Source organism: Halorussus salinus, from assembly GCF_004765815.2.
GTDB classification, from domain to species: Archaea; Halobacteriota; Halobacteria; order Halobacteriales; family Haladaptataceae; genus Halorussus; species Halorussus salinus.
In genome coordinates, this window is the sequence record NZ_ML974127.1 from 878277 (window position 1) to 899903 (window position 21627).

Genomic DNA, 21627 nt, shown 5'->3' on the forward strand with positions numbered 1-21627 from the left:
CAGAGAATCAGGCCATCTGCTCTATCTGTTCGAGTTCGACCTCGACGTGGACGCCGTCGGGGAAGTCGAACTCGGTGACCTGCCGGGCCAGTTTGTTGTGGCCCACGATCTCCATCTCGCGGGTGTACACCGTGTAGTCCCACGACCGGAACTGGCGATGCTCCTCGCCCGCGGCCGTCTTGTACTGCGGGACGCTGAGCCGTTCGGGCGGCGCGGAGTGAGGCCCGCGGAGTTCCGCACCCTTTCGTTCCGCTGTCGAGCGAATCTCGTCTACGATTCGGTCCAGAGCGGGGCGATTGCCGCTCTGAAGTCGGAGTTTAGTTACGAAGGTCATGGCTGGGGGTTCGGTGTCGATGTTGTTCAGCATCGAGGTACGTAAAACGTCTGTTCTTCGGGCGCTCCGCGAGAGCCGCGACCCGAGCGACTACTGCGTGACTATTCACCCTCCGGCTCCTCGGCGGTATCCGACGACCTAGCATCGCTCCGGGCGATTCTGATGGTTCGTCACCCGAATCGCTCGAATCGCTCCACGGGCGCGTCGGTCTGACGGCCATTCTCCGACATTCTCTTAACCGACGGCCGTTTATACTCCGGTAAATGACGGTTGAAGCTACGAGCGCGGGTGCGATCCTCTACCGGGATACCCGCGGTCGCCGGGAATACCTCCTCCTCAAGTCCCGTCCGGGCGACTGGGAGTTCCCCAAAGGCGGCGTGGAGGGGGACGAAGAGCTACAGCAAACAGCCATCCGCGAAGTGAAAGAGGAGGCCGGAATCAAGGACTTCCGGCTCCTCGACGGCTTCCGAGACGATTACGATTACGTCTTCGAGGCCAACGGCAACACCATCCACAAGACGGTCCACCTGTTCGTCGCCAAGTCCTACGAGGCGAGCGCGGAGCTGTCCCACGAACACCGCGACCACCAGTGGCGCGACTACGAACAGGCCATCAACACCATCACGCAGGACGGACCGCGGGACATCCTCGAAGACGCCCACGAGTTCCTGAACGAGAAAGAGGAGAACGGCGACGTGTAGGCCGCCCGTCGCGTCTTCTCTCGAACTCCTCGGGTTGACCGACCAGCGCCGCGAGCGTGACCGAACGACTTAGGCCGACCCGCTCCGAACGCCGACCGTGACCGACGCGGACGCCGACCCCGAGTTCGTCTTCGAGTTGCGGACCTGCCGGTGGGCCGAGCGCGAGTGGCCGCCCGCGAGTACCGAGTCTCCCTCCACGCCCGCCATCGTCGCGCGGCAACTCGGCACCAAGCGCAGGCGCTGGGACACCCTCGTCGTGGAGGTGGACCCCGAGGAGTTCCGCCAGCGAGCCAACTTCGGGCGCGAGCGCCTCGACTCGGACTTGCTCGACGTGGTACCCCACGCCCCGGCCGACTGGGAGTACTACCGCGACGCGCTCCCGGACCCCGGCTACCCGTGGCGCTACGTCCGCGAGACCATCCACCGCGCCGACGACCGCGGGATTCTCGACGTGCGAAAGCGGTCCAATCGCATCGAGATTCGCCGCAAGTGGGCCTACCCCGACTGGGTGGAGCGTATCGTCGCCGTCGAGAACAAGCCCGACTTGGATGCCAGCGCGGCCCGCGACCTCGCCGCGCAGATGGAGTACGACGTGGCGCTGTCGCTGGCCGACGAGGTGTGGGTCGCCACGCGCGAGACCGGCCAGCGCGTCGAACCTGCCCTGCTGGAGCGTCTGCCCGTCGAGGTTGGCATCCTGACACTAAATGCGGACTCGCGTGACGCCAGTGTCGAGTGGTTCCCCCGGAGCCTCGACGCCGATGCACCGGGAACCCTGATTCGGGAACGCGGCGAGGAGACCGCCTACGGAAGCGCGGCCTCGCGGTTCGACTACGCCGACCCCGAGTGGAAAGCCCGGAAGCGCCTCGAAATCGCCGAGCGCGCCTACGAGAAAGGGTGGCGCTCGTTCGCCGAGACGATGCGCCCGGACTGTCGGCACTTCCGGTTGCGCCGCGAGGGCCGGACGCTCCTGCCGTACTGCCCGGCGAAAAACTGCCACCAGACGAGTTCGGAGTGTTCCGGCTCTTGCCCCCAATTTTCGCCGGAGCCGCCCCAGTGGCGGACGAAGAACTGGCCAATCGAGGGCGGGCCGGGGAAGGGGATTCGGCGAATTCTGGAGGCCAGACGCGAGCGCAACCGGCCCGGTTGATCGGACACCGAACCTCGACCCGACTACTCCGAGACCGACACCTCGACCGAATCGCGCTCGACGGCCAGCTTGAACGTCGGCACGGTCCGGTAGACGACTTCCACGACGCCCTTGCGCCGCAGGGCCTGCAGGGCGCTCCGGACCTCCTCGGCCTCGGGGTCCACGCCGAACTCCGCGCGCACTTTCTGGAGGACCGAGACCACGCTCTCCGAGTCGTCGTCCGGTCCGGCGACGACCGCGAACACCTGCTGTTGGAGTCGCGGGACTCGAATCGCCGAGGGGACGCCGCTCCCCTCGTCGTCCACGACGCCGGGTTCCACGTCCACCAGTTCCGCGGCCTCCTCGGTCGCCCGAATCAGGCTGTTGTCGTCGCGGTAGTAGTAGTCCTTGAGTTCGTTTTCGAGGTACTGGTGAACCTCGCTCCCGCTTTCGAGACCCCAACGCTCCTGCAGTTCCGCGTTCTTGGTCGGCTGTAGCTCCACGAGGTCGGCGAGTCGCTCGCGGGCCTCCTCAGAGAGAGTCATTGTGCGGCGCTACGGCGCGACGATATTTCCACTTTCCGGAAGGAAGAAAGGGCGACGACGGAGCGAGTGCGAGTGGGGAAGGGGCAACGATGGAGCTAGTTTGAGTGGAGAAAGGCAAGACGAGCTAGCTTCAGGCTTGAGCCAATCATACGGCACCGCAACTGCACCACCCCGCATCAGCCTCACACCTCCCCAACCTCGCGGTCGCTTCGCTCCCGCGTCCCTCGCGCGGATGGGCGCGGCGCGCGACTGCACGCCACGCCCCCACGCGCCGGGGTGATTGGCCAGTCTGTCCGCGCGCACTTGGCGAGGTCGCCGCGAGAACCACCGCGTCGATGTCCGGTCTCGGAAGGATTATTCCCGAGGCGGCCGTCCTGCCGATTATGTCCGACTGGGAGACCATCAGCCTCGACTACGACGAGAACGTGGCGACCCTGACCGTGGACCGACCCGACCGACTCAACGCGCTGAACGTCGATACCCTCGAAGCTATCGAGGAGGCCCTCGCCGAGGCCGAGTCGGAGGGCGTCGGCGCGCTCGTCCTCACGGGCGCGGGCGACGACGCCTTCGTCGCTGGCGCGGACATCGGCTACATGCAGGACCTCTCGACGCCCGAGGCCCAAGCCTACGCCGAGTTGGGCCACCGCGTCGCCGACAAAATCGAGCAGTTCCCTGCCCCCGTCATCGCAGCAATCAACGGCTACGCGTTCGGCGGGGGCTGTGAACTCGCGTTGGCCTGCGACCTCCGCGTCGCGGCCGAGAGCGCCCTCCTCGGCCAGACCGAAATCGACCTTGGCATCATCCCCGGGTGGGGTGGAACCCAACGGCTCCCTCGTCTCGTCGGCGACGAGATGGCTCGCCGTCTCATCTTCTTCGGCGAGCGCATCGACGCCCAAGACGCCCACGAACACGGTCTGGTCGGCGACCTCGTGGCCAGCGACGAACTCGATTCTCACGTTCACGAACTCGCGGCCGACCTCGCGGCCAAGCCGACCTACGCGCTCACCGCCGCGAAGGAGGCGCTGAATCAGTCCCACGAGACCGACCAAGCCGCGGGCCTGCGCTACGAGCGCCGCCTCTGGAGCGGCCTGTTCGGCACCCACGACCAGCGCGAGGGGATGGAGGCGTTCTTGGAGGACCGGGAACCGGACTTCGAGTAGCTTACTACCAGCGAACTCGAAATGAATTTATGTGGAAACGGATTATTTCATTCTAATGTCTGATAACGGAGGTATGTGTGGGTTTGAGCCAGATTTAAGTCAATTGTCTCACCCACCGGGAGATTACTGCTGTTGCAGACCAGTCCCAGACGGATTTAGCCGATGTGTTTGGCACGAAAACAAAGAAAATAAAGATGCTAGTAAACTCCAGAAATATCGAGCAGATGGTCCCGAAGTATTGGATGAAATTATACTCCGAGGAGCAACCATCGGCAAAGGACTGGAGTTCGAAGGTTGTCGAATTTATGCTTCCGATTTAACGGGAGCAAGTCTAAAAGGTACAAATCTCCGAGATTCTGATTTAAGATATTCTAATCTCTCAAACGCAAATCTACGAAATGCGGACGTATCTGAGTCCAACTTACAGGAAGTGAACTTGTCAGACACATCTCTTGGGGGAACAGATTTCGAAGGTTCTCATATGTCCGCAACGGATCTTACTGGTTCGACTGCTTTAAAAACTGATTTTTCTAACACCCACTTCGCAGGTGCGGTGTTGGATAAAGTCGAATACCGAGTTACGGATTTTACTAACTCTCACATGACAGGCGTAAGTTTTGAAGATGCAGAGTTCCATAAACCGATATTTTCCGAAGCAAAACTTCAAAGCACCAATCTGTCCGACGTTCGATTAGGAGCCTCCAATTTCACAAATGCTAGTTTAAAAGATGCAAACCTATCAGGTTGCTTCCTGAAGAGTACAACGATGAACGGTACTACACTTACTGGAGCAAATTTGTCGGATGCTAACTGTGAAGAGGGCAATTTCAAAAATGCCGAGCTTCAGAACTCAAGGCTGGAAGAAACAAATCTCTCTGAAGCAAATCTTAACGGTGCAAACCTTGAAGGAGCTTTTTTACTTCGAACAGATTTACGAGGTGCAGAGCTTACTAATACGAAAATATTCGAATCTGTTTTCGAGAATATAATCACTGATAGCAAAACTAAGTTTGGTGAGTATGTACCGTATGAAGAAGAAGGTGAATATAATAAAGCTGTCCGAGTCTATAGAAGATTATCCGACTTAAAGAAAGAAAATGGAGACGTGAAAAACTCCCAACGGTACTATATCCGTCATAAAGAGTCCCGGCGAAAGTTGGCGAAAAAGAAATTCGCTGAAACCTCATTTCTCAAATCAGTATCACAGGATTGGGGAATACATTGGACCAAATTGCTTTTATCTTCTATTCAAAAAATCGGGTCTCGATGGGTTATGAAGCACGGGGAAAGTCCGTGGAGAGTTATCGGGACTTCACTCACAATCATCGTTCTTTGTAGCTTTATATACCCATTTATTGGCGGAATACGTCCTGCGATTTCTTCTGCTGATCCACATTATCTGCCAATAGACATACCGTTTGTAGACATTCCGGAAGGTCTACAAAACGCATCGGTATATGCCTATTTCAGCTTAGTCACCTTTACGACTCTCGGATACGGCGATTTGCAACCTGCTGGCTTTGTAAGCCGGACACTCGCAGGTCTTGAGGCGTTCGTCGGTGGTCTCCTGATGGCACTTCTAGTGTTCGTTTTGGGCCGTAGGACAACTTGGTAACGACCATCTTGTAAAAAATGGCATTCGAGCCACTTAATCCTGAGCCGCCGGAGTAATAATTCCTTCCGCGTCGGAAACCGTCTCCTCGACCTGCGTGTAGACCAGCACTAGCCCCAGCGCCGCCAACACGCCGCCGAACGCGAAGGGCCAGACGAACCCGAAGGTCACGAGGAATCCGGAGGCCAGCGGCCCGATGGCGGTCCCGAGACCGAACGCCATCGTCAGAATCGAGAGCTTCGTCCCCGACTCGCCCTCCTTGGCCAAGTCGCCCGCCAGCGCGAGCGAGGGCGCGAACACCATCGCCACCGCGACGCCCTGCACGAACCGCGCGGCGACCATCCCGGCGGGCGTCGTCACGAACCCCTGCGCGGCCAGCGAAGGCACCAGCACGACGAACCCCGCGACGAGGAAGGGCCGTCGCCCGTAGGTGTCGCTGGCCCGCCCGATGGGCACCTGAAAGACGACGTTGGCGATGACGACCGCGGCGAACTCCAGTCCGAAGAGGACCGACCCCTGTCGCAGTCGCTCGGAGAGTTGCGGTTCCAAGGTCGCGAAGAGACCGATGCCGATGGCCATGAACAGCGTGGCGAGGCCGAGCGTGAACACGGGGTCCAAACCGCCCGCGTCCGAGTCGCTGACCGACACCGCGAGGTCGTCGCCAGCGCGGGCCTTCGTGGCCTCGGGGTCCGAGACGAACAGCGCGACCAGCGCGAAACTCGTCGCCGCGCCGAGGAGGGCCACCCCGAACGCCGCGGTGAACCCCGAGATAGTTCCCGCGGGCGTCGCGTACGGACCCAACTCTATCAGGAACCCGGCGACCAGCGGACCGAACCCGAACCCTATCAGCCGGAAGGTGTTGAACACGCCGAAGTTGCCGCCGCGGGTCGCGTCGGTCGCCAACTCGTTGACCAGCGCGACGGTCGCCGGGATGGCCAGCGCCGCGCCGACCCCCTGCAACATCCGGAGCGCCAGCACCGCGGCGTAGCTCTCGGCGAAGACGTAGGCACCGCTGGCGACGCCGAGGAGGGCGAGTCCCGCGAGGATGAACGCCTTGCGCTTGCCGGTCCGGTCGGAGAGTCGCCCGGTGAACGGTTGGCCGAAGCTGTTGAGGAAGCCGAACAGCGAGAGCGCGACGCCGATGAGGACCGACTGGGCGACCGCGACGCCCAGAATCTCGGTGCCGCCCGCCGCACCCGCCGCGCCTGCCCCGCCAGCGGCGTCGAGGACGACATCGTCCAGAAACTGCGGGAGGACGACGATGAGAAAGGAGTTGCCCACCGCGTCTATCATCCGAGCGAACGCGAGGGTCAACACTCGCCGGTCGGTGCCGAGCAGTGCCATTCGTCGGACCGACGGCTCCTGCGGGCAATAGGGTTGTGGTGTCGGGTGGCACTGTCGCGGGTCGAGCGCGACCGACCGCCACGGTTTCGGTCGCGGCGGTCGTGGGTAGATTTATCACGCCCGACGACGCATCGGTCCCGATACCCTCGACTACCGAGGATGTCCACCTCCGACCACCGGCACCGCGCTCCAACTATCGACACCACGTTCCAACTACCGGTACCACCCGCCGACCACCGACACCTACTACCGGCCCGCGACCACCGAGACTAGTGACGGATACAACATGCGAAAATTAGAAACTACAGACCGGGGGCGAGTGCGACCGAGATGACGGGACTCGTCTTCTGGGCGCTGGTCGTCCTCGCCACGCTGACGGGCCTGTTCACGGCGTGGGCGCTCGGCGCGAACAGCAACTCCCCGCCGTTCGCTCCGGCCATCGGTGCGAACGCCATCTCCACGATGCGCGCGGCGTTCCTCATCGGAATTTTGGCCGCGCTCGGCGCGCTCACGCAGGGCGGGAGCATCTCGGACACCGTGGGCGCGGGCCTCATCGACGGCGTGGCCATCACCTCGCTGGCGGCGACCGCGGGCCTGCTCACCGCGACGGCGTTCATGGCCTTCGGCGTCTACAGCGGCTATCCGGTCCCGGCGGCGTTCGCCACGACGGGAGCGATGGTCGGCGTGGGCCTGTCGCTGGGCGGTTCGCCCGCGTTCGACACCTACCGGCGAATCGCGACGTTCTGGGCGCTCGTCCCGCCAGTCTCGGGCGGACTGGCGTACCTGACCGCCACGGTCCTCCGGCGCGACGACATCCCCGAGACGGTCAGCGTCCCGCTGTTAGCCGGGGTGGTCGGCGGCATCGTGGCGAACGTCGAGTTGAGCGTCATCCCCTCGCCACCGGGCGAACAGCAGGGCTCTATCGCGGGGTTCGTCGCACAACTCGTCGGGTCGCCGGAGGTCGCGGGCCTCGACTTCGCGGCCGCGCTCGCCACGCTCGCGGTCGCGGCCGCGAGTTTCCTGTTCATTCGTCGCCGGACGCAGGTCTCCGTCGATAAGGGCGTCAAGACGTTTCTGGTCGTCCTCGGGAGCGTCGTCGCGTTCTCCAGCGGCGGGTCGCAGGTCGGGTTGGCGACCGGGCCGCTCGAAAATCTCTACCGGGCGGAACTCGGTCTGCCGGGCATCCTCCTGCTGGCTATCGGCGCGACCGGCATCCTCGCCGGCGCGTGGATGGGCGCGCCGCGACTCCTGCAAGCGACCTCGCGGGAGTACGCCCAACTGGGCATCCGGCGCTCCATCGCCGCGCTGGTGCCGGGGTTCATCATCGCACAGGCCGCCATCGCGCTCGGCATCCCCATCTCGTTCAACAACATCATCATCTCGGGCGTCATCGGCGGCGGACTGGCGGGCGGGTCCGCGGGCGTCTCGCGCCGGAAAATCGGGGTGACGCTCGCGTTCTGGGTCATCACGCTGGTCTCGTCGGTCGCGGTCGGCTACGGCGTCTACTGGGCGTTCGCGCAGGTGCTGGGCGGTGCGGTGTAGTCCGACGGGCAGTCGTCGGCAGGGACCGTTCAGCGCGTCGCGGGGGAAACGATACGTCGCTGGCGGTCGAACCGTCGCGCGTGCAGCGAAGCGTCATCCACGCGCTCGAACCGACCGAACTCGGCGACAACGCGGAAGTCCGGAACCTCTCGGCCGCGCTCGCCGCCACCGACCTCGCAGTAAATCACTACCGAATCCCGCCCGGCGAGGAGTTCCCGAGCGGCCTCCATGCTCACGGCGACCAAGAGGAGGTCTTCGTCGTCCTCGACGGCGCGGCGACCTTCCAGCGACTCGGCTCCGAGAGAGACGAAGCCGCCGAAATCGCGGTCGAGGAGGGCGAGGTCGTCCGCTTCGCGCCCGGCGAGTACCAGTCGGGGCGCAACGCGGGCGACGGACTCCTCGCGGTCCTCGCGCTCGGGGCACCGCCCGACAGCGGGGACGTGCGGATCCCGCTCGATTGCCCCGAGTGCGGCCACGGCTACCTCTCGCCAGACGTTAGCGAAGCGGGCGACGCAGGCGTGACCCTCGACTGCCCGGCCTGCGGCGCGGCGAACGTCCCGCAGGGGTGTCCCGACTGCGGCGCGGAGATGCGGGTCGCGCTCGGCGAAGGGGTCGAAACGGTCGTTCGTTGTCCGGACTGCGGTGGCGCGGCCGAGAGTCCGTTCGAGTCGTAGTCGCCCGCAGAAATCTTCTACAGACTGCTCGCCTCCGCGACTCCCGAGACGCTCGACGCGATGGAACTGCCACCGGTGAGAGACGACTATCGGACGACGGTCACCGTCACTGGTGCCTCGGTGACGACCGTCGTCGCCACCGTCCCGAGGAGTCGCCGGGCGAGTTCGTGGCGCTCGCCGCCGTGGCCGCCCATGACGACGTGGTCCACGTCGTGGGTCTCGGCGTACTCGATGATGGTCTCGGCGGGGTCGCCCGTCTCGACCGCCGTCTCGACGCTCCGGTCCGCCTCGGCGGCGCGCTCCTCGGCGCGGGCCACGAGGTCGTCGGCGCGCTCGCGCGCGCTCGCTCGGCGCTGTTCGCCGGGTTCGAGGACGCCGCTCTCGCTCATCGAGGAGTCCAGCGGCGTCACGACGTTCAGGACCGTGACCCGGCAGTCGAACGTGTCGAGCGCGTGGACCAGCGCGTCGTCGGCGAGCGGCGACCCGTCCAGCGGCACGAGGACGTGTTCGGGAGTCATGCCGGTCGTTTCGGTCCGCGGCGGTAAGTATCCGTGGCCCGATAGAGCAATGTCTACGCTCACTATAGATAACTCTAGCTTTCTTAAAGGTAATAGAAGATTTCTCGAACGCGGCTCGCCCTCGCGTCGCGCGCTACTCGATTTCGGCGAGTTGCTCCCGGACGAACGACCGGTAGGCGCGTTCGACCGCCGCCGGGTCGTCGCAGGCCTCCCAGTCGAGCGCGACCGACATCCACCGCGACCGCTGGACCAGCAGGTAGTAGGGGTAGTTCTTGTTCACGATTTCGTCGGGGTCGATGCCGCGCTTGCGGGCGTAGCTCCGCCGGAGGAGGGCACAGAGTTCCGTCGCCCGGTCGTCGGTCGGCAACTGGACGCGAATCGTCGCGTCCTCCGCGAACGCGAGGTCCAATCGGTAGTCCCCGACGTAGGGGTCGCCGAAGTCAAGCACCGTCCGGACACCGAGGTCGCCGTCGGCGTCCGACCCGAGGAGAAGGTTGTCGAGGTGGAAGTCCCGATGGAGGACCGACGGCCGCTCCGGGGCCGCGATGGCGTCGGCCGCGCCCTCGAAGGCCGCGGCGATGTCGGGCACGAGGTCGGCGAACCGTCCGGGGTCGTCGCCACACTGCACCTGCTCGACCAGCGAGACGGGGTGGTCGGCCAGCGACGCGAACACTTCTCCCCACAAGTCGCCGCCGTCGGTCGTGAACTCGGGCGTCGCTCCCTCATCGGGGCCGGTCATCCGGAGCGGGCCGCACTCCTCGGCGTCGATTCGGGACTCGACCGAGGCGTCCGCCCCGGAGAGTCGGAACTCGTGGAGTCGCGCGAGGTGGCGACCGACCGCCGCCACCAACTGCTCTCGTTCGCTCCACGACAGGCCGTCGAGGTCCCGAATCTGGCGGCCCTCGCAGTGTTCGAGGAGGAAGTGAAAGACGCCGAGCGGACCGCCGTCCTCGACTATCGCCAGCACGTCCGGAACCGGGAGCGCCGTCTCGTCGGCGAGCGTCTGCAGGAGGTACGGCTCCGGCCGGAGTTCCGCCGCGCTGTTGAACGTCGCCGCCTTGAGGACGGCCTCCTCGTCGTCGGCGAAGCGGACTCGATAGATGGCGTTGATGCCTTTCGAAATCGGCGTCACGTCGGCGACGGCGCGGCCGCTGGCGTCCCGCGCGGCCCGAGCGACCGCGTCAGGTCCGGGTTCGTCCAACCGCTCGTCTCGTACCATACTCGTCCATGCGAGACCGACGCCAAGTTATTTTCGACAAGCTGTCACGAGTGGCGTGCAGGGCCTCGAAACGCGAACCGGCTACCGCGAAGGGGCAGGGATTTGTCTCTCGACCCCGAACGCCCCGACATGGAGACCACCGACGCGTTCGTCGGCCTGACGTGTGTCGATTGCGAGGAGACCTTCGACGCCGAGGAGGCCACCCACCGCTGTCCCGACTGCGGTGGAATCTTGGACCCGGACTACGACTACGACGAAATCGACCTGTCGCGCGAGGACCTCGAATCCCGGCGCTTCGATTCGATGTGGCGCTACGAGGAGCTACTGCCGTTCCCGCGGGAGGCCGCCATCTCGATGGACGAGGGCGCAACTCAGCTCGTAGAGTGTCCGGACCTCGCCGACGAGATGGGGGTCGGGCGCGTCCTGCTGAAGGACGAGGGCCGGAACCCGACCGGGACGTTCAAGGACCGCGGCCAGACCGCCGCGATTACGGCGGCCGCTCAGCACGGCGCGACCGACGTGGCGCTCAACTCGGCGGGCAACGCCGGACAGGCCGCCGCGGCCTACGCCGCCCGCGCGGACCTCGACTCGCACGTCTTCCTGCCCTCGCGGTCCGGATTCACCAACAAGGCGATGGTCAACGTCCACGGCGGCGACCTGACCGTCGTGGAGGGGCGCATCGGCGACGCTGGCGAGGCCTACGCCGACGCGATGGAGCAACACGACGACTGGTACTCGGTCAAGACGTTCGTCACGCCCTACCGCCACGAGGGCAAGAAGACGATGCTCTACGAGACCGTCGAGCAGAACGACTGGGAGGTGCCCGACGCCGTGGTCTACCCGACCGGCGGCGGCGTCGGGTTGGTCGGGATGCACAAGGCCGCCAAGGAACTGCGCGACTTGGGCCTCACCGACGAGATTCCGTCGATGTACGCGGCCCAGTCGTCCGGCTGTGCGCCCGTCGTGGAAGCGTTCGACGAGGGCAAAGGCGTTCACGAGGTCTGGGAGACCCCCGACACCATCTGTGGCGGCATCGAGATTCCCGACCCCGGTGCGAGTCCCCTCATCTTGGACGCGCTCCGCGAGAGCGACGGCGGCGCGGTGGCGACCAGCGACGAGGAGATACTCGACAGCGCCGTCGCCGTCGCCCAGAAGGAGGGCTTGGAGATGGGCGCGACCTGCGCGGCGGCCGCCAGCGGGGCGTGGGAACTCGCGCGCCGCGACGAGTTCGGCGAGGACGACACCGTGGTCCTGCTCAACACCGGCGCGGGCAACAAGGACGACGACGTACTCCGCAGTCACCTGATGAGCAAGGGAATTTAGCTACTGTTCGACGCTTACGGGCTCCTCGGCGATTATCCACGCGTCGGGCGACTCTTTCGACCGCAGTTCGAGGCTCCCCTCGTGGAAGTGAGCGGTAATCCGCTCGCTCGTCTCGGACTCGGACATCGTATCGTCCGCTACGCCGGACCGCGACATTACTATTCGGCGTCTACGCGGGAGTACAAGCCGTCTAAGTCGGGATATCGCCAGTCTTCGCACCGATAGCCGCGGGCTACGCACCGATACGCCTCGACTACTCCGGCGAAAGCGCGACCGGACGAAGGGTGCCGGAGTCGGCGGAATGTCGGAGTCGGCGGTACGCGCAGGGGTCTCGTCGCCGAGCGTATCCCTCGTCGGTAAGTCGGCGTCGGGAGAGGCCGGGAGAATCGGGGGACCGACAATCAGTAGAAGTACACTTCGAACTCGTCGCCGCAACTGCTACAGTCCACCGTCGTCCCCGTGAGTCGGTCGGCGTCCCGGAACTGCGGGTCCGACTCGCCGCCGTCGGTGACGAGTTCGACGGACCTGTCCTCGCAGTTCGGGCACCCGATACTCGTTGCTGCTTGCGACATACTTCGGCCCACGGAAGCCGGTCGGTTAGTTATAGAGTTGCTAAACGACCCGTGGAACCGGCGTCTGCCGCGGGCTACCGCCGACTAGCCTCGGTGTACGCTCGGCCCGAAATCGGTTGTCGGCACCTATCGACCGATACAGGGTCCCTACTCGACGGCGACGCTCGTCCGGTCGGGGGCCGGACCGGGGTGAGACAAATATAAGTTTTAGACGACTCTAATCGGGGGTACGTGATGCTGAGCGACGTGATGGAAGACTATCTCAAAGCGATCTACGCCCTCCAGCAGGACGAGGAGGGTCCCGTCGCCACGTCGGCCATCGCCGAGTATCTGGACGTGACGCCCCCGACCGTGACCAGCATGGTCGAGAAACTCGAAGACCGCGGACTGGTCGAGCGCGAGAAGTACAAGGGGGTCGAACTCTCCGCGGAGGGCGAGACCGTCGCGCTCGAAGTCCTGCGCCACCATCGACTCCTCGAATCCTACCTGACCGAACACCTCGACTACTCGTGGAGCGAGGTCCACGACGAGGCCGACACGCTCGAACACCACATCAGCGAGGAGTTCGAGAAGCGCGTCGCCGAGGTGCTGGGCGACCCCGAGGTGGACCCCCACGGCGACCCGATTCCGAGCGCGGACCTCACGCCGCCCGAAGCCGACGACACCGCGCCGCTCTCGGAGTACGGTCCCGGCGACAGGCTGGTCGTCGCGCGCGTCAGCGACCGCGACGAGGAGGAACTGCGCTACCTCGCGGAGGCGGGCATCGCGCCCGAGACCCTCCTCGAAGTCGTGGACGTGGCTCCCTTCGGGATGGTGACGGTCCGGTTCGACGGCGACGGCGACCGCGAGCAGAGCCTCCCGGAGAACGTCGCTCGCTCTATCCGGGTCCGGCCCGCGGACGACGACAACCCCGCGAACGGCGACAGCCCCGCGGACGACGGGACCGGAGACGCCGACGGGACCGAGAACGGCGACGAAGCCGGAAACGGCGGCGACGACGAGATAGAGGCCTGACGGCGACCCGCCGAACCGGTCCGGCGGAGAGACAGCTTTTTCTCGTCCGGGCTATCAGTTCCGACGAATGCTGAACGTCGTCGTCTCGGCGCTCGCGGGCGTCGCGTTGGGCCTCTCGCTGGCGGCCCCGCCGGGGCCGATGAACGCCATCATCGCCGAGGAGAGCGTCCTCCGCGGCTGGGGGTCGGGCTTCCGCGCGGGCCTCGGCGCGCTGTCGGCCGACGCCTGCTTCTTCGTGCTGGCCCTGTTGGGCGTCGTCACCGTGGTCCGGGACGTGCCGGTCGTCCAGCAGGCGCTCTTTGGCTTCGGCGGCCTGCTGATGCTGTACTTCGCCTACGGGACCGCGACTGACGCTAACGCCGCGTTCGGCGGCGACGCGGGGAGCGACGGAGACGACCGGACTGCGACCGACGAGGAGACCGAGACCGCGACCGACGGGGCCGGACCGAAGGAGAGCGAGGACAGCAAGGGGTTCCGGAAGGCGTTCGTGCTGGCGCTGACCAACCCCTACCAGATTCTCTGGTGGCTGACCGCGGGCGTCGGATTGCTCGACCCCGGCACGTTCGCGCTGGACTGGCTCGGCGGCCTGACCGTCTCGACGGGGAGTCCGGTCATCGTCGTCGGCTTCTTCGGCGGCATCGCGCTCTGGATTACCGGCTTCCCGGCCGCGCTGGTCACGGTCGGGCGGCGCGTGGACGCCTTCGCGCCCGTCGTCGCCTACCTGAGTGCCGTCGTGCTGGCGGTGGCCGGACTCTCGTTCCTCTCGAAAGCGACCGGGATTCTGGCGTAGGCGATAGCTCCGACTCCTTCGCGTCCGGCCCGGAGGCGCGACGGGAAGCGATTGACGAGACGCGACTGACGAGACGCGACTGACGAGACACGACTACCGAGACGTAACCGACGAGAGCGCCAGCACCGACTCCTTGAACCGCGAAAACAGCCGCCTCGGAGTCCGTCCGCCAGCTATGGCCGTCGTTGTGTCCGGCGGTCCGACGACTCCTCGTGGTCCATCTCGGGGACCTCGCCTTCGAGCCACTCGCGGAACCACTTGACGCGCTTGAGTCGCTTGTGGGCGATGCCCTCGGCGGTGTCGGTCTGGACGCGACTGGCGGCGTCCTTGCCTCGCTCCATCACCCTATCGACCATCTCGGCGGCGTCCATGTGCGTGCGGGCCTCGTAGCCCATCCGCAGGAGCATCAGCGCGGTGCCGTTCGCGCCCACCTTGTCCAGCAGGTCGGCCTCGATGAGACACTGGGTCTCTTTGGGCAGGTCGGTCAGGTCGCCCTGATAGGAGTGGTTCTCGACGGCCTTGCAGACCTCCTCGATGAACGATTCGGGGAAGTCACCGTGAGTTTCGAGGTACTTCCGGGCGATGCGCGCGCCCTCCTCGGCGTGGACCTCTTGGTCGGCGTCGAGCTTGGCGATGTCGTGGAACAGCGCGGCGACGCGCGCCACGTCCACGTTCGCGCCCTCCTGCTCGGCGATGGTGCCCGCGAGGTCCACCACGTTGAGGATGTGGTTGAACCGGTACTCCGCGGAGTGCCACGGGTACCACCGCATCCGACCGCCGCCCTCCTCGTTCTCGACGCTGGCGGCCAGATACTCGTAGACGAAGTCCTCCATCTCCTCGAACTCGGCCTCGGTGACGGGCGACTCCTTAATTTCGACTCCCACAGAACCACCTCGATTTGCAGATGTCCGTACTCATTCTTACTCGTATAAACGAATGATTGACTCTTTAGACTTACGACGAAGACACCGGGACCGCTCGGACGGTTTCTCCGCGTTCGTCCGGAGCGCGCGAGGTTCGAATCGGGGGCCGGAACGCCGACTGTCGGCAGACACCTGACATCCCGACGGACTTTCGCTCGAAAGCGGGCGACGACGACCGACAGCGCCCGCCGTTCTACGCCGCCAGCACGAACTCGATGCGCTCGGTCTCCTCGCCCTTCGACTCGCGGTTCGTTATCTCGACGCGCCCGACCTCGCCGAGGCTATCGACGTGCGTGCCGCCGCAGGGACAGTAGTCGAACCCTTCCACCTCGACGACCCGGAGCGGGTCCACGTGGTCGGGGATGAGATTCAGGAGCGCGCGCCCCTCGTCGGTTCGGTCTTCGACCTCGTCGCGCGGTCGCTCGGCTTTCGTCACCGCGAGGTCCCGCTCGATGGCCTCGTTCGACAGGCGCTCGATACGGGCGATGTCCTCGTCGGAGAACTCCGCAGGCTCGAAGTCGATGCGCGAGCGGTCGGCGTGAATCTGGTTGCCCGCCGTTTCCGCGCCGTACTCGTCCAGAACGACGCGCGAGACGACGTGCTGGGCGGTGTGCATCCGGCGGTGGGCCTCGCGGCGCTCGGCGTCGATGGACCCCTCGACGGTCTCGCCGACCTCGGGGCGCGCGCCCTCGAACTCCTCGACGTAGTGGCGCACGTCGCCGTGATTCTTCCGGACGTTCGTCACCCTCGCCGACCCGCCGTCCCACGAGAGGTCGCCGCGGTCGGCCGGTTGGCCGCCGCCCTCCGGGTAGAAGTACGTTCCGTCGAGGACGAGGTAGTCGTCGCCGACCTCGCTGACGGTCTCCTCGAACTCGGTCACGTCGTCGGCGTCGGGAAGGTAGCGTTGCTCGGTCACACCCGGCCCAAGGCGGTCCAGCGGCTTAACCGATTGGCTGGCGCGCCGATTGGCCAGTCACACCGGTTGGCCGGACGCGCTCCTCGTCGTCGGCTCCTCGCCCCATCGTTCGGCGCTGTCAGTTCGACCCGGCGCGGTCAATTCGACCCGGCGCGGTCAGTTCAGCCATCCGGCGACTCGCCGTCGGAGTCTCACGAACACCGGCGTTCGCCGCGAGTCGCCGTCGCCGCGATTCCGTCGCCGAGGAGCGCGGCGACCACTCGATTGATGCTTCCCGGACTGGTCGTCGGCCGACCTGCGACTCGCGCCGTCGGTCGCCGACTCGCCGCCGTGCGCGGGCCGGGCCCGTTCGCGCGTCCGGAAGAGGTCGCGGGTCGCGAGCGCGAACAGCGACCCACAGAGGAGCGTCCAATCCACGACCGCCAGTCGCCGAGCGCGACGGACGGCGACGTAGCCGACGCCGACGGCGAGTACCGAAGCCAGTGCCAGCCACGTCAGTTGCATCGCTCTCGGTCGTCGGGACGGACTGGCTGTCGGTCGGTGTGAAGGGAGACCATCGTCGGCAACGTCGGCCCGGAGCGATTTTGTTATACGTCGTCTGCGTAAATTCAGGATGACTATCGTTTCGGCCTCGAAGCGACCGCCGAGCGGTAACGACTCTTTATCGCCGAGTAAGCGCGGTCATCCGACGCTCGCGGCGAGCGTGACGACCCCGACGAGGAGACAGACCACCCCGACCCGGCGCTTGTGAGCGGCGAACTCCTCGGTCGGTTCCGGCGGGGCGTTCAGCAGGTCCGACTGGACCCGGAGGACGGTCCGGGGAAACAGGTAGTCGGCGACGCCCCACGCGACCAACAGGACGCCGAGGGCGAGTCTCACGGGGCGCATGGAGTGTCACTAGTCAACGTGGAACAGGAAATAGGTTACTGCGAATACGACGCATCTCCTCTCGTGGCGGTGACGGTGTAGAGACGTTTCTCAGCGATCTCTCGACTGTTCCCGAACCAAGGTGAATACGCTACCGGGCCGTCTAGTATTTGCTACTTCACACTTATAACTCCGATAAAGTCGGAAATCAGTTATGGTTACTGGGAGTAAGTTACTTATTGCCGATGTGTGAACGGTAGCCATGGCTCTAGTAGAGAACTGCTGTGTCTGTGACGGCGACATCGACACCGGTCCCCTCGGCACCCCGCGCAACTCGTGCGACGACTGCGGCGGACTGTTTCACAGGGACAAGTGCGGTCGAGGAACACTGTACGGGTTCAAGTGCGACGACTGTCTGTGAGCCGCGACGGGTAGACGACGCTGTTTCGTGTCGAAAGCGTCTGTAAAAGGCGTATAGTCCCGGGCGGATTCGAACCGCCGTCATAGGCTGTCTTCCGTAACGATCCGTGAATCGCCACGTCCAAAGGCCCATATGATTGGCCACTACACCACGGGACTTCACTCACTTCGTTCGCTCGCCTCGTGTACCTCGCAGTTCCGAAGGAACTGCTCACCACTACGGGACTTCAGTTCCACGTAATGCAATGACGCACTTGAACGTATCGCAATGGAAAAGCCCCGACAACCACCCACAAACTCAGTCGGCTTCGCCCTCGCCGACCAGTTCGGCGCACATGTCGGCCTCGGCGTCGAAGCAGTCGGGACACTGCGGTTCGCGGTCGATGATGGTGTCGAGTCGCTCCGCGACGGTCTCGTCGATGACGCTTTCGAGGGCCTTGGCCTCGCTCGGGAACTCCTCGACTTCGAGGACGTTGTGGAGGAATCGCTCGATGATGCAGTAGGTCTGGAGTGCCTCGCGGGCCTGCTCGATGCCCTCGTCGGTCAGCGAGACGCCCTTGTACTTCTCGTGGTCGGCGAGACCCCGCTCCTGTAGCTTGCCGATCATCTCGTTGACGCTCGCGGGACTCACGTCGAGGCGGTCGGCGAGCGCGCCGGTCGAGGCCGGACCGTTCTCCATCCGTTGCACGAGGTAGATCGCTTTCAAGTACTGGTCTGCGGTGTTCATGCTCGGTCCTCCATAATTCGTGTCACTTCCTCGACGCCGTCGGCCTCCTCCTCGCGAATCGTCTTCAGGGTCGCCAGCAGTTCCTCTCGGTCGAGCGCGTAGTCGGTGTCGCTGGCCTCGACGGCCTCGATGAGGTCGTCGTAGAACTTGTAGGCGGTCTCCTCGCCGTGGAGTTGGTCGTAGAGAATCCCGTCGAACCCTTCGGGACCGGTCTGGGCGTAGCGGGCCTCGACCAACTGCTGGATCTCCTCGATGGGCACCGCCTCGGCGTCCAGTTGGTCGATGAGGTCCTCCAGTCTCCGGCGGTGGTCCGCGGACTCCTCGCGGGCCCCTTCGAGCAGTTCCTCCACGTCCGCGTCGCGCTCGCCCGGCGAGAGGGTCTCGTAGTGGCGCGCGGCGCGGACCTCGACGACCTCCTCCAGCACGATACCGATCTGGAGGAGGCGCGCGAGTTGGTTGTCGGTCGAGACCCGGTCGTTGACCGTCATCCCGACCACCTGCGGTCGTCCGTCGATACCGCTGTCATGGATAGACAGTGGGGAGTTGGGAGACTTAACAGGTTTGGTCCGACGTTCGACCGCGGACGGCGCTGGCAGGCCGAGTGCGAAAAGAACAGAATCAGAAGAGAACGGGGACGACCGCAGAAACCGCGGAACGACTACTCGTGGAGTCGTTCCTGCACGCGCGTTTCGAGGTCCTCGCGCAGTTCCTCGACTTCGACCTCCTCGAAGACCGGGACGAAGAAGCCCTCGACCAGCATGTTGCGGGCCGACTCGTCGTCCAGCCCGCGGGAGGTCATGTAGAACATGTCCTCCTCGTCTATCTGGCCGACCGTGGCCGAGTGGCTGGCCTCGGTGTCGTGGTTGTTGATGATGAGCTTCGGGGAGGCGTCGGCCTCGCTGTCGTCGCTCAGCATCAGGGTGTTCTCGCGCTGGTAGGAGTTGGTGTCCCACGCGTCTCGCCCAACGTCTTGGACGCCCTCGTAGACCGACCGGGCCTCGTCGTCCAGCACGCCACGGGTCACGAGGTCCGCGGCCGTGTGGGCCGTGTTGTGCCAGACGCGCGCCGCGATGTCGAAGTGCTGGTCGTCGTGACCGAAGAACGCGCCGACGGTCTTGGTCTCGGAGCCCTCGCCGTTCAGTTCGGTCTCGACGGAGGACTTCGTGAGCCGCGAGCCGATGTTGCCCTCAACCCAGTTGACCGTGGCGTAGTCGGCGGCGTCGCCGCGCTTGAGCGTGTAGTTGTAGGTCTCCTCGTCCAAGTCCTGTAGCGAACCGTACTGGACGTGGCTGTTCTCGCCCGCGGCGACCTCCACGATGCCGCTGTAGTAGCGGTCGCCCTCCACGTCGTCACCAGTGTCCTGTCGCTCCAGAATCGTCACGGAACTCGACTGCTCGGTGACGACTAGCGTGTAGTTGAACAGCGACTGGGAGTGCTGAGTCGTCCGGATGGTCACGTCCTCGGCGTCCACGTTCTTCGGGACGTAGACCAGCGTGCCCGTGCTGAACAGCGCGGTCGAGAGCGCGGTCAGGTAGTTCTCCTGCGGGTCGATGACCGACCCGAAGTGTTCCTTCAGGAGGTCCTCGCGCTCCTCGACGGCCTCCGAGAGCGGCAGGACTTCGGCCTCGTCGGGACCGACTTGGTCTTTCTCCTCGGCGGCGTTCAGCGGGTCCACGAAGCTCTCGTAGTCGAGCGCGTCGAGGTTGGTCCAGTCGCGGCCCGGCGTCCGAATCACGTCGGGCATCTCCAACTCGCCGAGCGCGTCGAGCGCGTCGAGGCGAGTTTCGAGGAGCCAGTCGGGTTCGCCGAGGTCCTCCGAAATTTCCCGAACGGTCTCCTCGGAGATGGTCTCGTGTACCTGCGTCGCGGTCATCCGAGACTCCCCTCCATTTCGAGTTCGATGAGTCGATTCAGTTCGACGGCGTACTCGATGGGTAGCTCCTCCGTAATCGGCTCGATGAACCCGGAGACGATCATCTGCTTGGCGTCGTCGTCGTCCAGTCCGCGCGACTGGAGGTAGAACACGTCTTCGTCGCCGATTTTGCCGACGGTCGCCTCGTGGGCCACGTCCACCTTCGACTCGTCGATTTCCATGTACGGCATCGTGTCGGACGTGGACTCGTTGTCGAACATCAGCGCGTCACACTCGACGGCGGTCGAGGAGTGTTCGGCACCCTCCGAGATGTGGACCAGACCGCGGTAGTTGGTCCGGCCGCCGTCCTTCGAGATGGACTTCGATTCGATGGTGGACTTGGTGTGGGGCGCGTTGTGGTAGACCTTCGCGCCGGTGTCGATGTTCTGGCCCTCGCCAGCGAACGCGATGGTGATGTTGTTCGCGGATGCTCCGCGGCCCTTCAGGATGGTACAGGGGTAGAGCATCGTCGCCTTCGACCCCATGGACCCGGAGACCCACTCCATGCGCCCACCCTTCTCCACGATGGCGCGCTTGGTGTTGAGGTTGAACGTGTTCTTCGACCAGTTCTGCACTGTCGAGTACTGGACGTGGGCGTCTTCCTTGACGAAGACTTCCACGCCGCCGCTGTGGAGGTTGTGGCTGCCGTACTTCGGTGCCGAACAGCCCTCGATGTAGTGAACCTCGCTACCGGGTTCCGCGATGATGAGGGTGTGTTCGAACTGGCCCATGCCTTCCGAGTTCATCCGGAAGTACGCCTGCACGGGCATCTCGACGGTCACGTCCTCGGGGATGTAGACGAAGCTCCCGCCACTCCAGACTGCGCCGTGGAGCGCGGCGAACTTGTTGTCGCTCGGGGGCACGCAGGAGGTCATGAAGTACTCCTTCACGAGGTCCTCGTGTTCTTGGACGGCCTCGTCCATGTTGCAGAACACGACGCCTTTCTCCTCCCACTGCTCCTGCATGTTCTGGTAGACGACCTCCGACTCGTACTGGGCACCGACGCCCGACAGCGCCTTGCGCTCGGCTTCCGGGATGCCCAGCTTCTCGAAGGTGTCTTGGATGTCTTCTGGCAGGTCGTCCCAGCTATCCGCGCCCTCGCGCTTGTCCACGTCGGGCCGGATGTAGGGGACGATCTCCTCTACGTCCAACTCGGTCAGGTCGGGCTGGCCGGGCCAGTCGGTCGGCATCGGCATGTTCTGCCAGTGTTCCAGCGCCCGGAGCCGCCGGTCGAGCATCCAGTCGGGTTCGTCCTTGTCCTCGCTGATGAGGCGGACAACCTCCTCGGTCAGTCCCTTGTCCGAGCGGACCGCCGCGCTCTCGTCTTTCTTGAACGCGAATCGCTCCTCGGTGTTGGTCTCTTTCAGTTGGTCTTGTTCCGAACTCAT

The 21627-nt window shown here is 64.7% G+C and carries 25 protein-coding genes and 1 tRNA gene; 10 read left to right on the forward strand and 16 right to left on the reverse strand.

Going from position 1 to position 21627, the window contains the following annotated elements:
* Positions 1 to 7: 7 nt before the first annotated feature.
* Entirely contained in the window at positions 8 to 334 is a 327-nt protein-coding gene (locus tag EPL00_RS04485; RefSeq protein ID WP_135851626.1) for an uS10/mL48 family ribosomal protein, read from the reverse strand.
* A gap of 263 nt (positions 335 to 597) precedes the next feature.
* On the opposite strand from EPL00_RS04485, the gene EPL00_RS04490 reads away from it, so the two are divergent.
* A complete protein-coding gene (locus tag EPL00_RS04490) occupies positions 598 to 1035 on the forward strand; it encodes a bis(5'-nucleosyl)-tetraphosphatase (RefSeq protein WP_135851625.1) in 438 nt (145 codons plus the stop codon).
* A gap of 97 nt (positions 1036 to 1132) precedes the next feature.
* The gene (locus tag EPL00_RS04495) at positions 1133 to 2182 is read left to right on the forward strand and encodes a DUF5787 family protein (RefSeq protein WP_135851624.1); all 1050 of its coding nucleotides are present in this window, start codon (positions 1133 to 1135) and stop codon (positions 2180 to 2182) included.
* Positions 2183 to 2205: 23 nt separating this feature from the next.
* Here the strand turns inward: EPL00_RS04495 and EPL00_RS04500 are convergent, their stop codons facing one another.
* Complete coding sequence (locus EPL00_RS04500) at positions 2206 to 2706, reverse strand: DUF5797 family protein (RefSeq protein WP_135851623.1); 501 nt, start codon at positions 2704 to 2706, stop codon at positions 2206 to 2208.
* A gap of 383 nt (positions 2707 to 3089) precedes the next feature.
* Between EPL00_RS04500 and EPL00_RS04505 the strand changes: the two genes are divergently transcribed.
* Positions 3090 to 3866 carry an enoyl-CoA hydratase/isomerase family protein gene (locus EPL00_RS04505; RefSeq protein ID WP_135851622.1) on the forward strand — a complete coding sequence of 259 codons (777 nt, stop codon included), beginning with the start codon at positions 3090 to 3092 and terminating at the stop codon, positions 3864 to 3866.
* 55 nt (positions 3867 to 3921) lie between these two features.
* Complete coding sequence (locus EPL00_RS04510; protein WP_135851621.1) at positions 3922 to 5481, forward strand: pentapeptide repeat-containing protein; 1560 nt, start codon at positions 3922 to 3924, stop codon at positions 5479 to 5481.
* Positions 5482 to 5514: 33 nt separating this feature from the next.
* Here EPL00_RS04510 and EPL00_RS04515 read toward each other — a convergent pair whose 3' ends face one another.
* Entirely contained in the window at positions 5515 to 6822 is a 1308-nt protein-coding gene (locus EPL00_RS04515) for an MFS transporter (protein ID WP_135851620.1), read from the reverse strand.
* Between the two features lie 330 nt (positions 6823 to 7152).
* Between EPL00_RS04515 and EPL00_RS04520 the strand changes: the two genes are divergently transcribed.
* Positions 7153 to 8364, forward strand: a complete 1212-nt coding sequence (locus EPL00_RS04520) for an inorganic phosphate transporter (RefSeq protein WP_135851619.1) — start codon at positions 7153 to 7155, stop codon at positions 8362 to 8364.
* An 80-nt stretch (positions 8365 to 8444) separates the two neighbouring features.
* Positions 8445 to 9038 carry a cupin domain-containing protein gene (locus EPL00_RS04525; RefSeq protein ID WP_135851618.1) on the forward strand — a complete coding sequence of 198 codons (594 nt, stop codon included), beginning with the start codon at positions 8445 to 8447 and terminating at the stop codon, positions 9036 to 9038.
* Between the two features lie 86 nt (positions 9039 to 9124).
* Here EPL00_RS04525 and EPL00_RS04530 read toward each other — a convergent pair whose 3' ends face one another.
* A complete protein-coding gene (locus tag EPL00_RS04530; RefSeq protein ID WP_135851617.1) occupies positions 9125 to 9556 on the reverse strand; it encodes a universal stress protein in 432 nt (143 codons plus the stop codon).
* A gap of 133 nt (positions 9557 to 9689) precedes the next feature.
* Positions 9690 to 10775 (reverse strand): phosphotransferase family protein, encoded by a 1086-nt coding sequence (locus tag EPL00_RS04535; protein WP_135851616.1) that lies wholly within the window; start codon positions 10773 to 10775, stop codon positions 9690 to 9692.
* Between the two features lie 129 nt (positions 10776 to 10904).
* On the opposite strand from EPL00_RS04535, the gene EPL00_RS04540 reads away from it, so the two are divergent.
* Positions 10905 to 12098, forward strand: a complete 1194-nt coding sequence (locus EPL00_RS04540) for a threonine synthase (protein WP_135851615.1) — start codon at positions 10905 to 10907, stop codon at positions 12096 to 12098.
* Here EPL00_RS04540 and EPL00_RS23995 read toward each other — a convergent pair whose 3' ends face one another.
* Both EPL00_RS23995 and EPL00_RS04545 read right to left on the reverse strand, forming a co-directional pair.
* Entirely contained in the window at positions 12099 to 12224 is a 126-nt protein-coding gene (locus EPL00_RS23995; RefSeq protein ID WP_274380984.1) for a hypothetical protein, read from the reverse strand.
* Positions 12225 to 12499: 275 nt separating this feature from the next.
* Complete coding sequence (locus tag EPL00_RS04545) at positions 12500 to 12670, reverse strand: hypothetical protein (RefSeq protein ID WP_162224145.1); 171 nt, start codon at positions 12668 to 12670, stop codon at positions 12500 to 12502.
* A gap of 234 nt (positions 12671 to 12904) precedes the next feature.
* Between EPL00_RS04545 and EPL00_RS04550 the strand changes: the two genes are divergently transcribed.
* Both EPL00_RS04550 and EPL00_RS04555 read left to right on the forward strand, forming a co-directional pair.
* On the forward strand, positions 12905 to 13684 hold the full coding sequence (locus EPL00_RS04550; protein WP_135851614.1) for a metal-dependent transcriptional regulator: 780 nt from the start codon (positions 12905 to 12907) through the stop codon (positions 13682 to 13684).
* Between the two features lie 67 nt (positions 13685 to 13751).
* The gene (locus EPL00_RS04555; RefSeq protein WP_135851613.1) at positions 13752 to 14474 is read left to right on the forward strand and encodes a LysE family translocator; all 723 of its coding nucleotides are present in this window, start codon (positions 13752 to 13754) and stop codon (positions 14472 to 14474) included.
* A gap of 173 nt (positions 14475 to 14647) precedes the next feature.
* On the opposite strand, the gene EPL00_RS04560 is transcribed toward EPL00_RS04555, so the two are convergent.
* The 4 genes from EPL00_RS04560 to EPL00_RS04575 form a co-directional block, all read right to left on the reverse strand.
* Complete coding sequence (locus EPL00_RS04560) at positions 14648 to 15358, reverse strand: HD domain-containing protein (protein WP_135851612.1); 711 nt, start codon at positions 15356 to 15358, stop codon at positions 14648 to 14650.
* A 232-nt stretch (positions 15359 to 15590) separates the two neighbouring features.
* Positions 15591 to 16313, reverse strand: a complete 723-nt coding sequence (locus tag EPL00_RS04565; protein ID WP_135851611.1) for an alanyl-tRNA editing protein — start codon at positions 16311 to 16313, stop codon at positions 15591 to 15593.
* Between the two features lie 156 nt (positions 16314 to 16469).
* On the reverse strand, positions 16470 to 16817 hold the full coding sequence (locus EPL00_RS04570; protein ID WP_135851610.1) for a hypothetical protein: 348 nt from the start codon (positions 16815 to 16817) through the stop codon (positions 16470 to 16472).
* A gap of 177 nt (positions 16818 to 16994) precedes the next feature.
* Positions 16995 to 17201, reverse strand: coding sequence for a hypothetical protein (locus tag EPL00_RS04575; RefSeq protein ID WP_135851609.1), 207 nt, complete (start codon positions 17199 to 17201; stop codon positions 16995 to 16997).
* A 241-nt stretch (positions 17202 to 17442) separates the two neighbouring features.
* Between EPL00_RS04575 and EPL00_RS04580 the strand changes: the two genes are divergently transcribed.
* Entirely contained in the window at positions 17443 to 17601 is a 159-nt protein-coding gene (locus EPL00_RS04580) for a hypothetical protein (protein ID WP_162224146.1), read from the forward strand.
* Between the two features lie 54 nt (positions 17602 to 17655).
* On the opposite strand, the gene EPL00_RS04585 is transcribed toward EPL00_RS04580, so the two are convergent.
* From EPL00_RS04585 to sufB, 5 genes are all read right to left on the reverse strand, one after another.
* Positions 17656 to 17759: transfer RNA gene (locus EPL00_RS04585), tRNA-Gln, on the reverse strand.
* A gap of 139 nt (positions 17760 to 17898) precedes the next feature.
* Positions 17899 to 18327 carry a metal-dependent transcriptional regulator gene (locus EPL00_RS04590; protein ID WP_135851608.1) on the reverse strand — a complete coding sequence of 143 codons (429 nt, stop codon included), beginning with the start codon at positions 18325 to 18327 and terminating at the stop codon, positions 17899 to 17901.
* On the reverse strand, positions 18324 to 18815 hold the full coding sequence (locus tag EPL00_RS04595) for a ferritin-like domain-containing protein (protein ID WP_135851607.1): 492 nt from the start codon (positions 18813 to 18815) through the stop codon (positions 18324 to 18326). Before EPL00_RS04595 ends, EPL00_RS04590 begins: the two co-directional genes overlap by 4 nt.
* Positions 18816 to 18985: 170 nt before the next feature.
* Entirely contained in the window at positions 18986 to 20200 is a 1215-nt protein-coding gene (gene sufD / locus EPL00_RS04600) for a Fe-S cluster assembly protein SufD (protein WP_135851606.1), read from the reverse strand.
* Positions 20197 to 21627 (reverse strand): Fe-S cluster assembly protein SufB, encoded by a 1431-nt coding sequence (gene sufB, locus EPL00_RS04605; protein WP_135851605.1) that lies wholly within the window; start codon positions 21625 to 21627, stop codon positions 20197 to 20199. The genes sufD and sufB overlap by 4 nt, the downstream gene beginning before the upstream one ends.

Coding starts and splice junctions, on each gene's coding strand:
- EPL00_RS04485 (WP_135851626.1), bottom strand. CDS start 334: ATGACCTTCGTAACTAAACTCCGACTTCAGAGCGGCAATCGCCCCGCT.
- EPL00_RS04595 (WP_135851607.1), bottom strand. CDS start 18,815: ATGACGGTCAACGACCGGGTCTCGACCGACAACCAACTCGCGCGCCTC.
- EPL00_RS04540 (WP_135851615.1), top strand. CDS start 10,905: ATGGAGACCACCGACGCGTTCGTCGGCCTGACGTGTGTCGATTGCGAG.
- EPL00_RS04515 (WP_135851620.1), bottom strand. CDS start 6,822: ATGGCACTGCTCGGCACCGACCGGCGAGTGTTGACCCTCGCGTTCGCT.
- EPL00_RS04530 (WP_135851617.1), bottom strand. CDS start 9,556: ATGACTCCCGAACACGTCCTCGTGCCGCTGGACGGGTCGCCGCTCGCC.
- EPL00_RS04505 (WP_135851622.1), top strand. CDS start 3,090: ATGTCCGACTGGGAGACCATCAGCCTCGACTACGACGAGAACGTGGCG.
- EPL00_RS04500 (WP_135851623.1), bottom strand. CDS start 2,706: ATGACTCTCTCTGAGGAGGCCCGCGAGCGACTCGCCGACCTCGTGGAG.
- EPL00_RS04590 (WP_135851608.1), bottom strand. CDS start 18,327: ATGAACACCGCAGACCAGTACTTGAAAGCGATCTACCTCGTGCAACGG.
- EPL00_RS04535 (WP_135851616.1), bottom strand. CDS start 10,775: ATGGTACGAGACGAGCGGTTGGACGAACCCGGACCTGACGCGGTCGCT.
- EPL00_RS04545 (WP_162224145.1), bottom strand. CDS start 12,670: ATGTCGCAAGCAGCAACGAGTATCGGGTGCCCGAACTGCGAGGACAGG.
- EPL00_RS04580 (WP_162224146.1), top strand. CDS start 17,443: ATGGCTCTAGTAGAGAACTGCTGTGTCTGTGACGGCGACATCGACACC.
- EPL00_RS04570 (WP_135851610.1), bottom strand. CDS start 16,817: ATGCAACTGACGTGGCTGGCACTGGCTTCGGTACTCGCCGTCGGCGTC.
- EPL00_RS04550 (WP_135851614.1), top strand. CDS start 12,905: ATGCTGAGCGACGTGATGGAAGACTATCTCAAAGCGATCTACGCCCTC.
- EPL00_RS04520 (WP_135851619.1), top strand. CDS start 7,153: ATGACGGGACTCGTCTTCTGGGCGCTGGTCGTCCTCGCCACGCTGACG.
- EPL00_RS04510 (WP_135851621.1), top strand. CDS start 3,922: ATGTCTGATAACGGAGGTATGTGTGGGTTTGAGCCAGATTTAAGTCAA.
- sufD (WP_135851606.1), bottom strand. CDS start 20,200: ATGACCGCGACGCAGGTACACGAGACCATCTCCGAGGAGACCGTTCGG.
- EPL00_RS23995 (WP_274380984.1), bottom strand. CDS start 12,224: ATGTCCGAGTCCGAGACGAGCGAGCGGATTACCGCTCACTTCCACGAG.
- sufB (WP_135851605.1), bottom strand. CDS start 21,627: ATGAGTTCGGAACAAGACCAACTGAAAGAGACCAACACCGAGGAGCGA.
- EPL00_RS04555 (WP_135851613.1), top strand. CDS start 13,752: ATGCTGAACGTCGTCGTCTCGGCGCTCGCGGGCGTCGCGTTGGGCCTC.
- EPL00_RS04575 (WP_135851609.1), bottom strand. CDS start 17,201: ATGCGCCCCGTGAGACTCGCCCTCGGCGTCCTGTTGGTCGCGTGGGGC.
- EPL00_RS04490 (WP_135851625.1), top strand. CDS start 598: ATGACGGTTGAAGCTACGAGCGCGGGTGCGATCCTCTACCGGGATACC.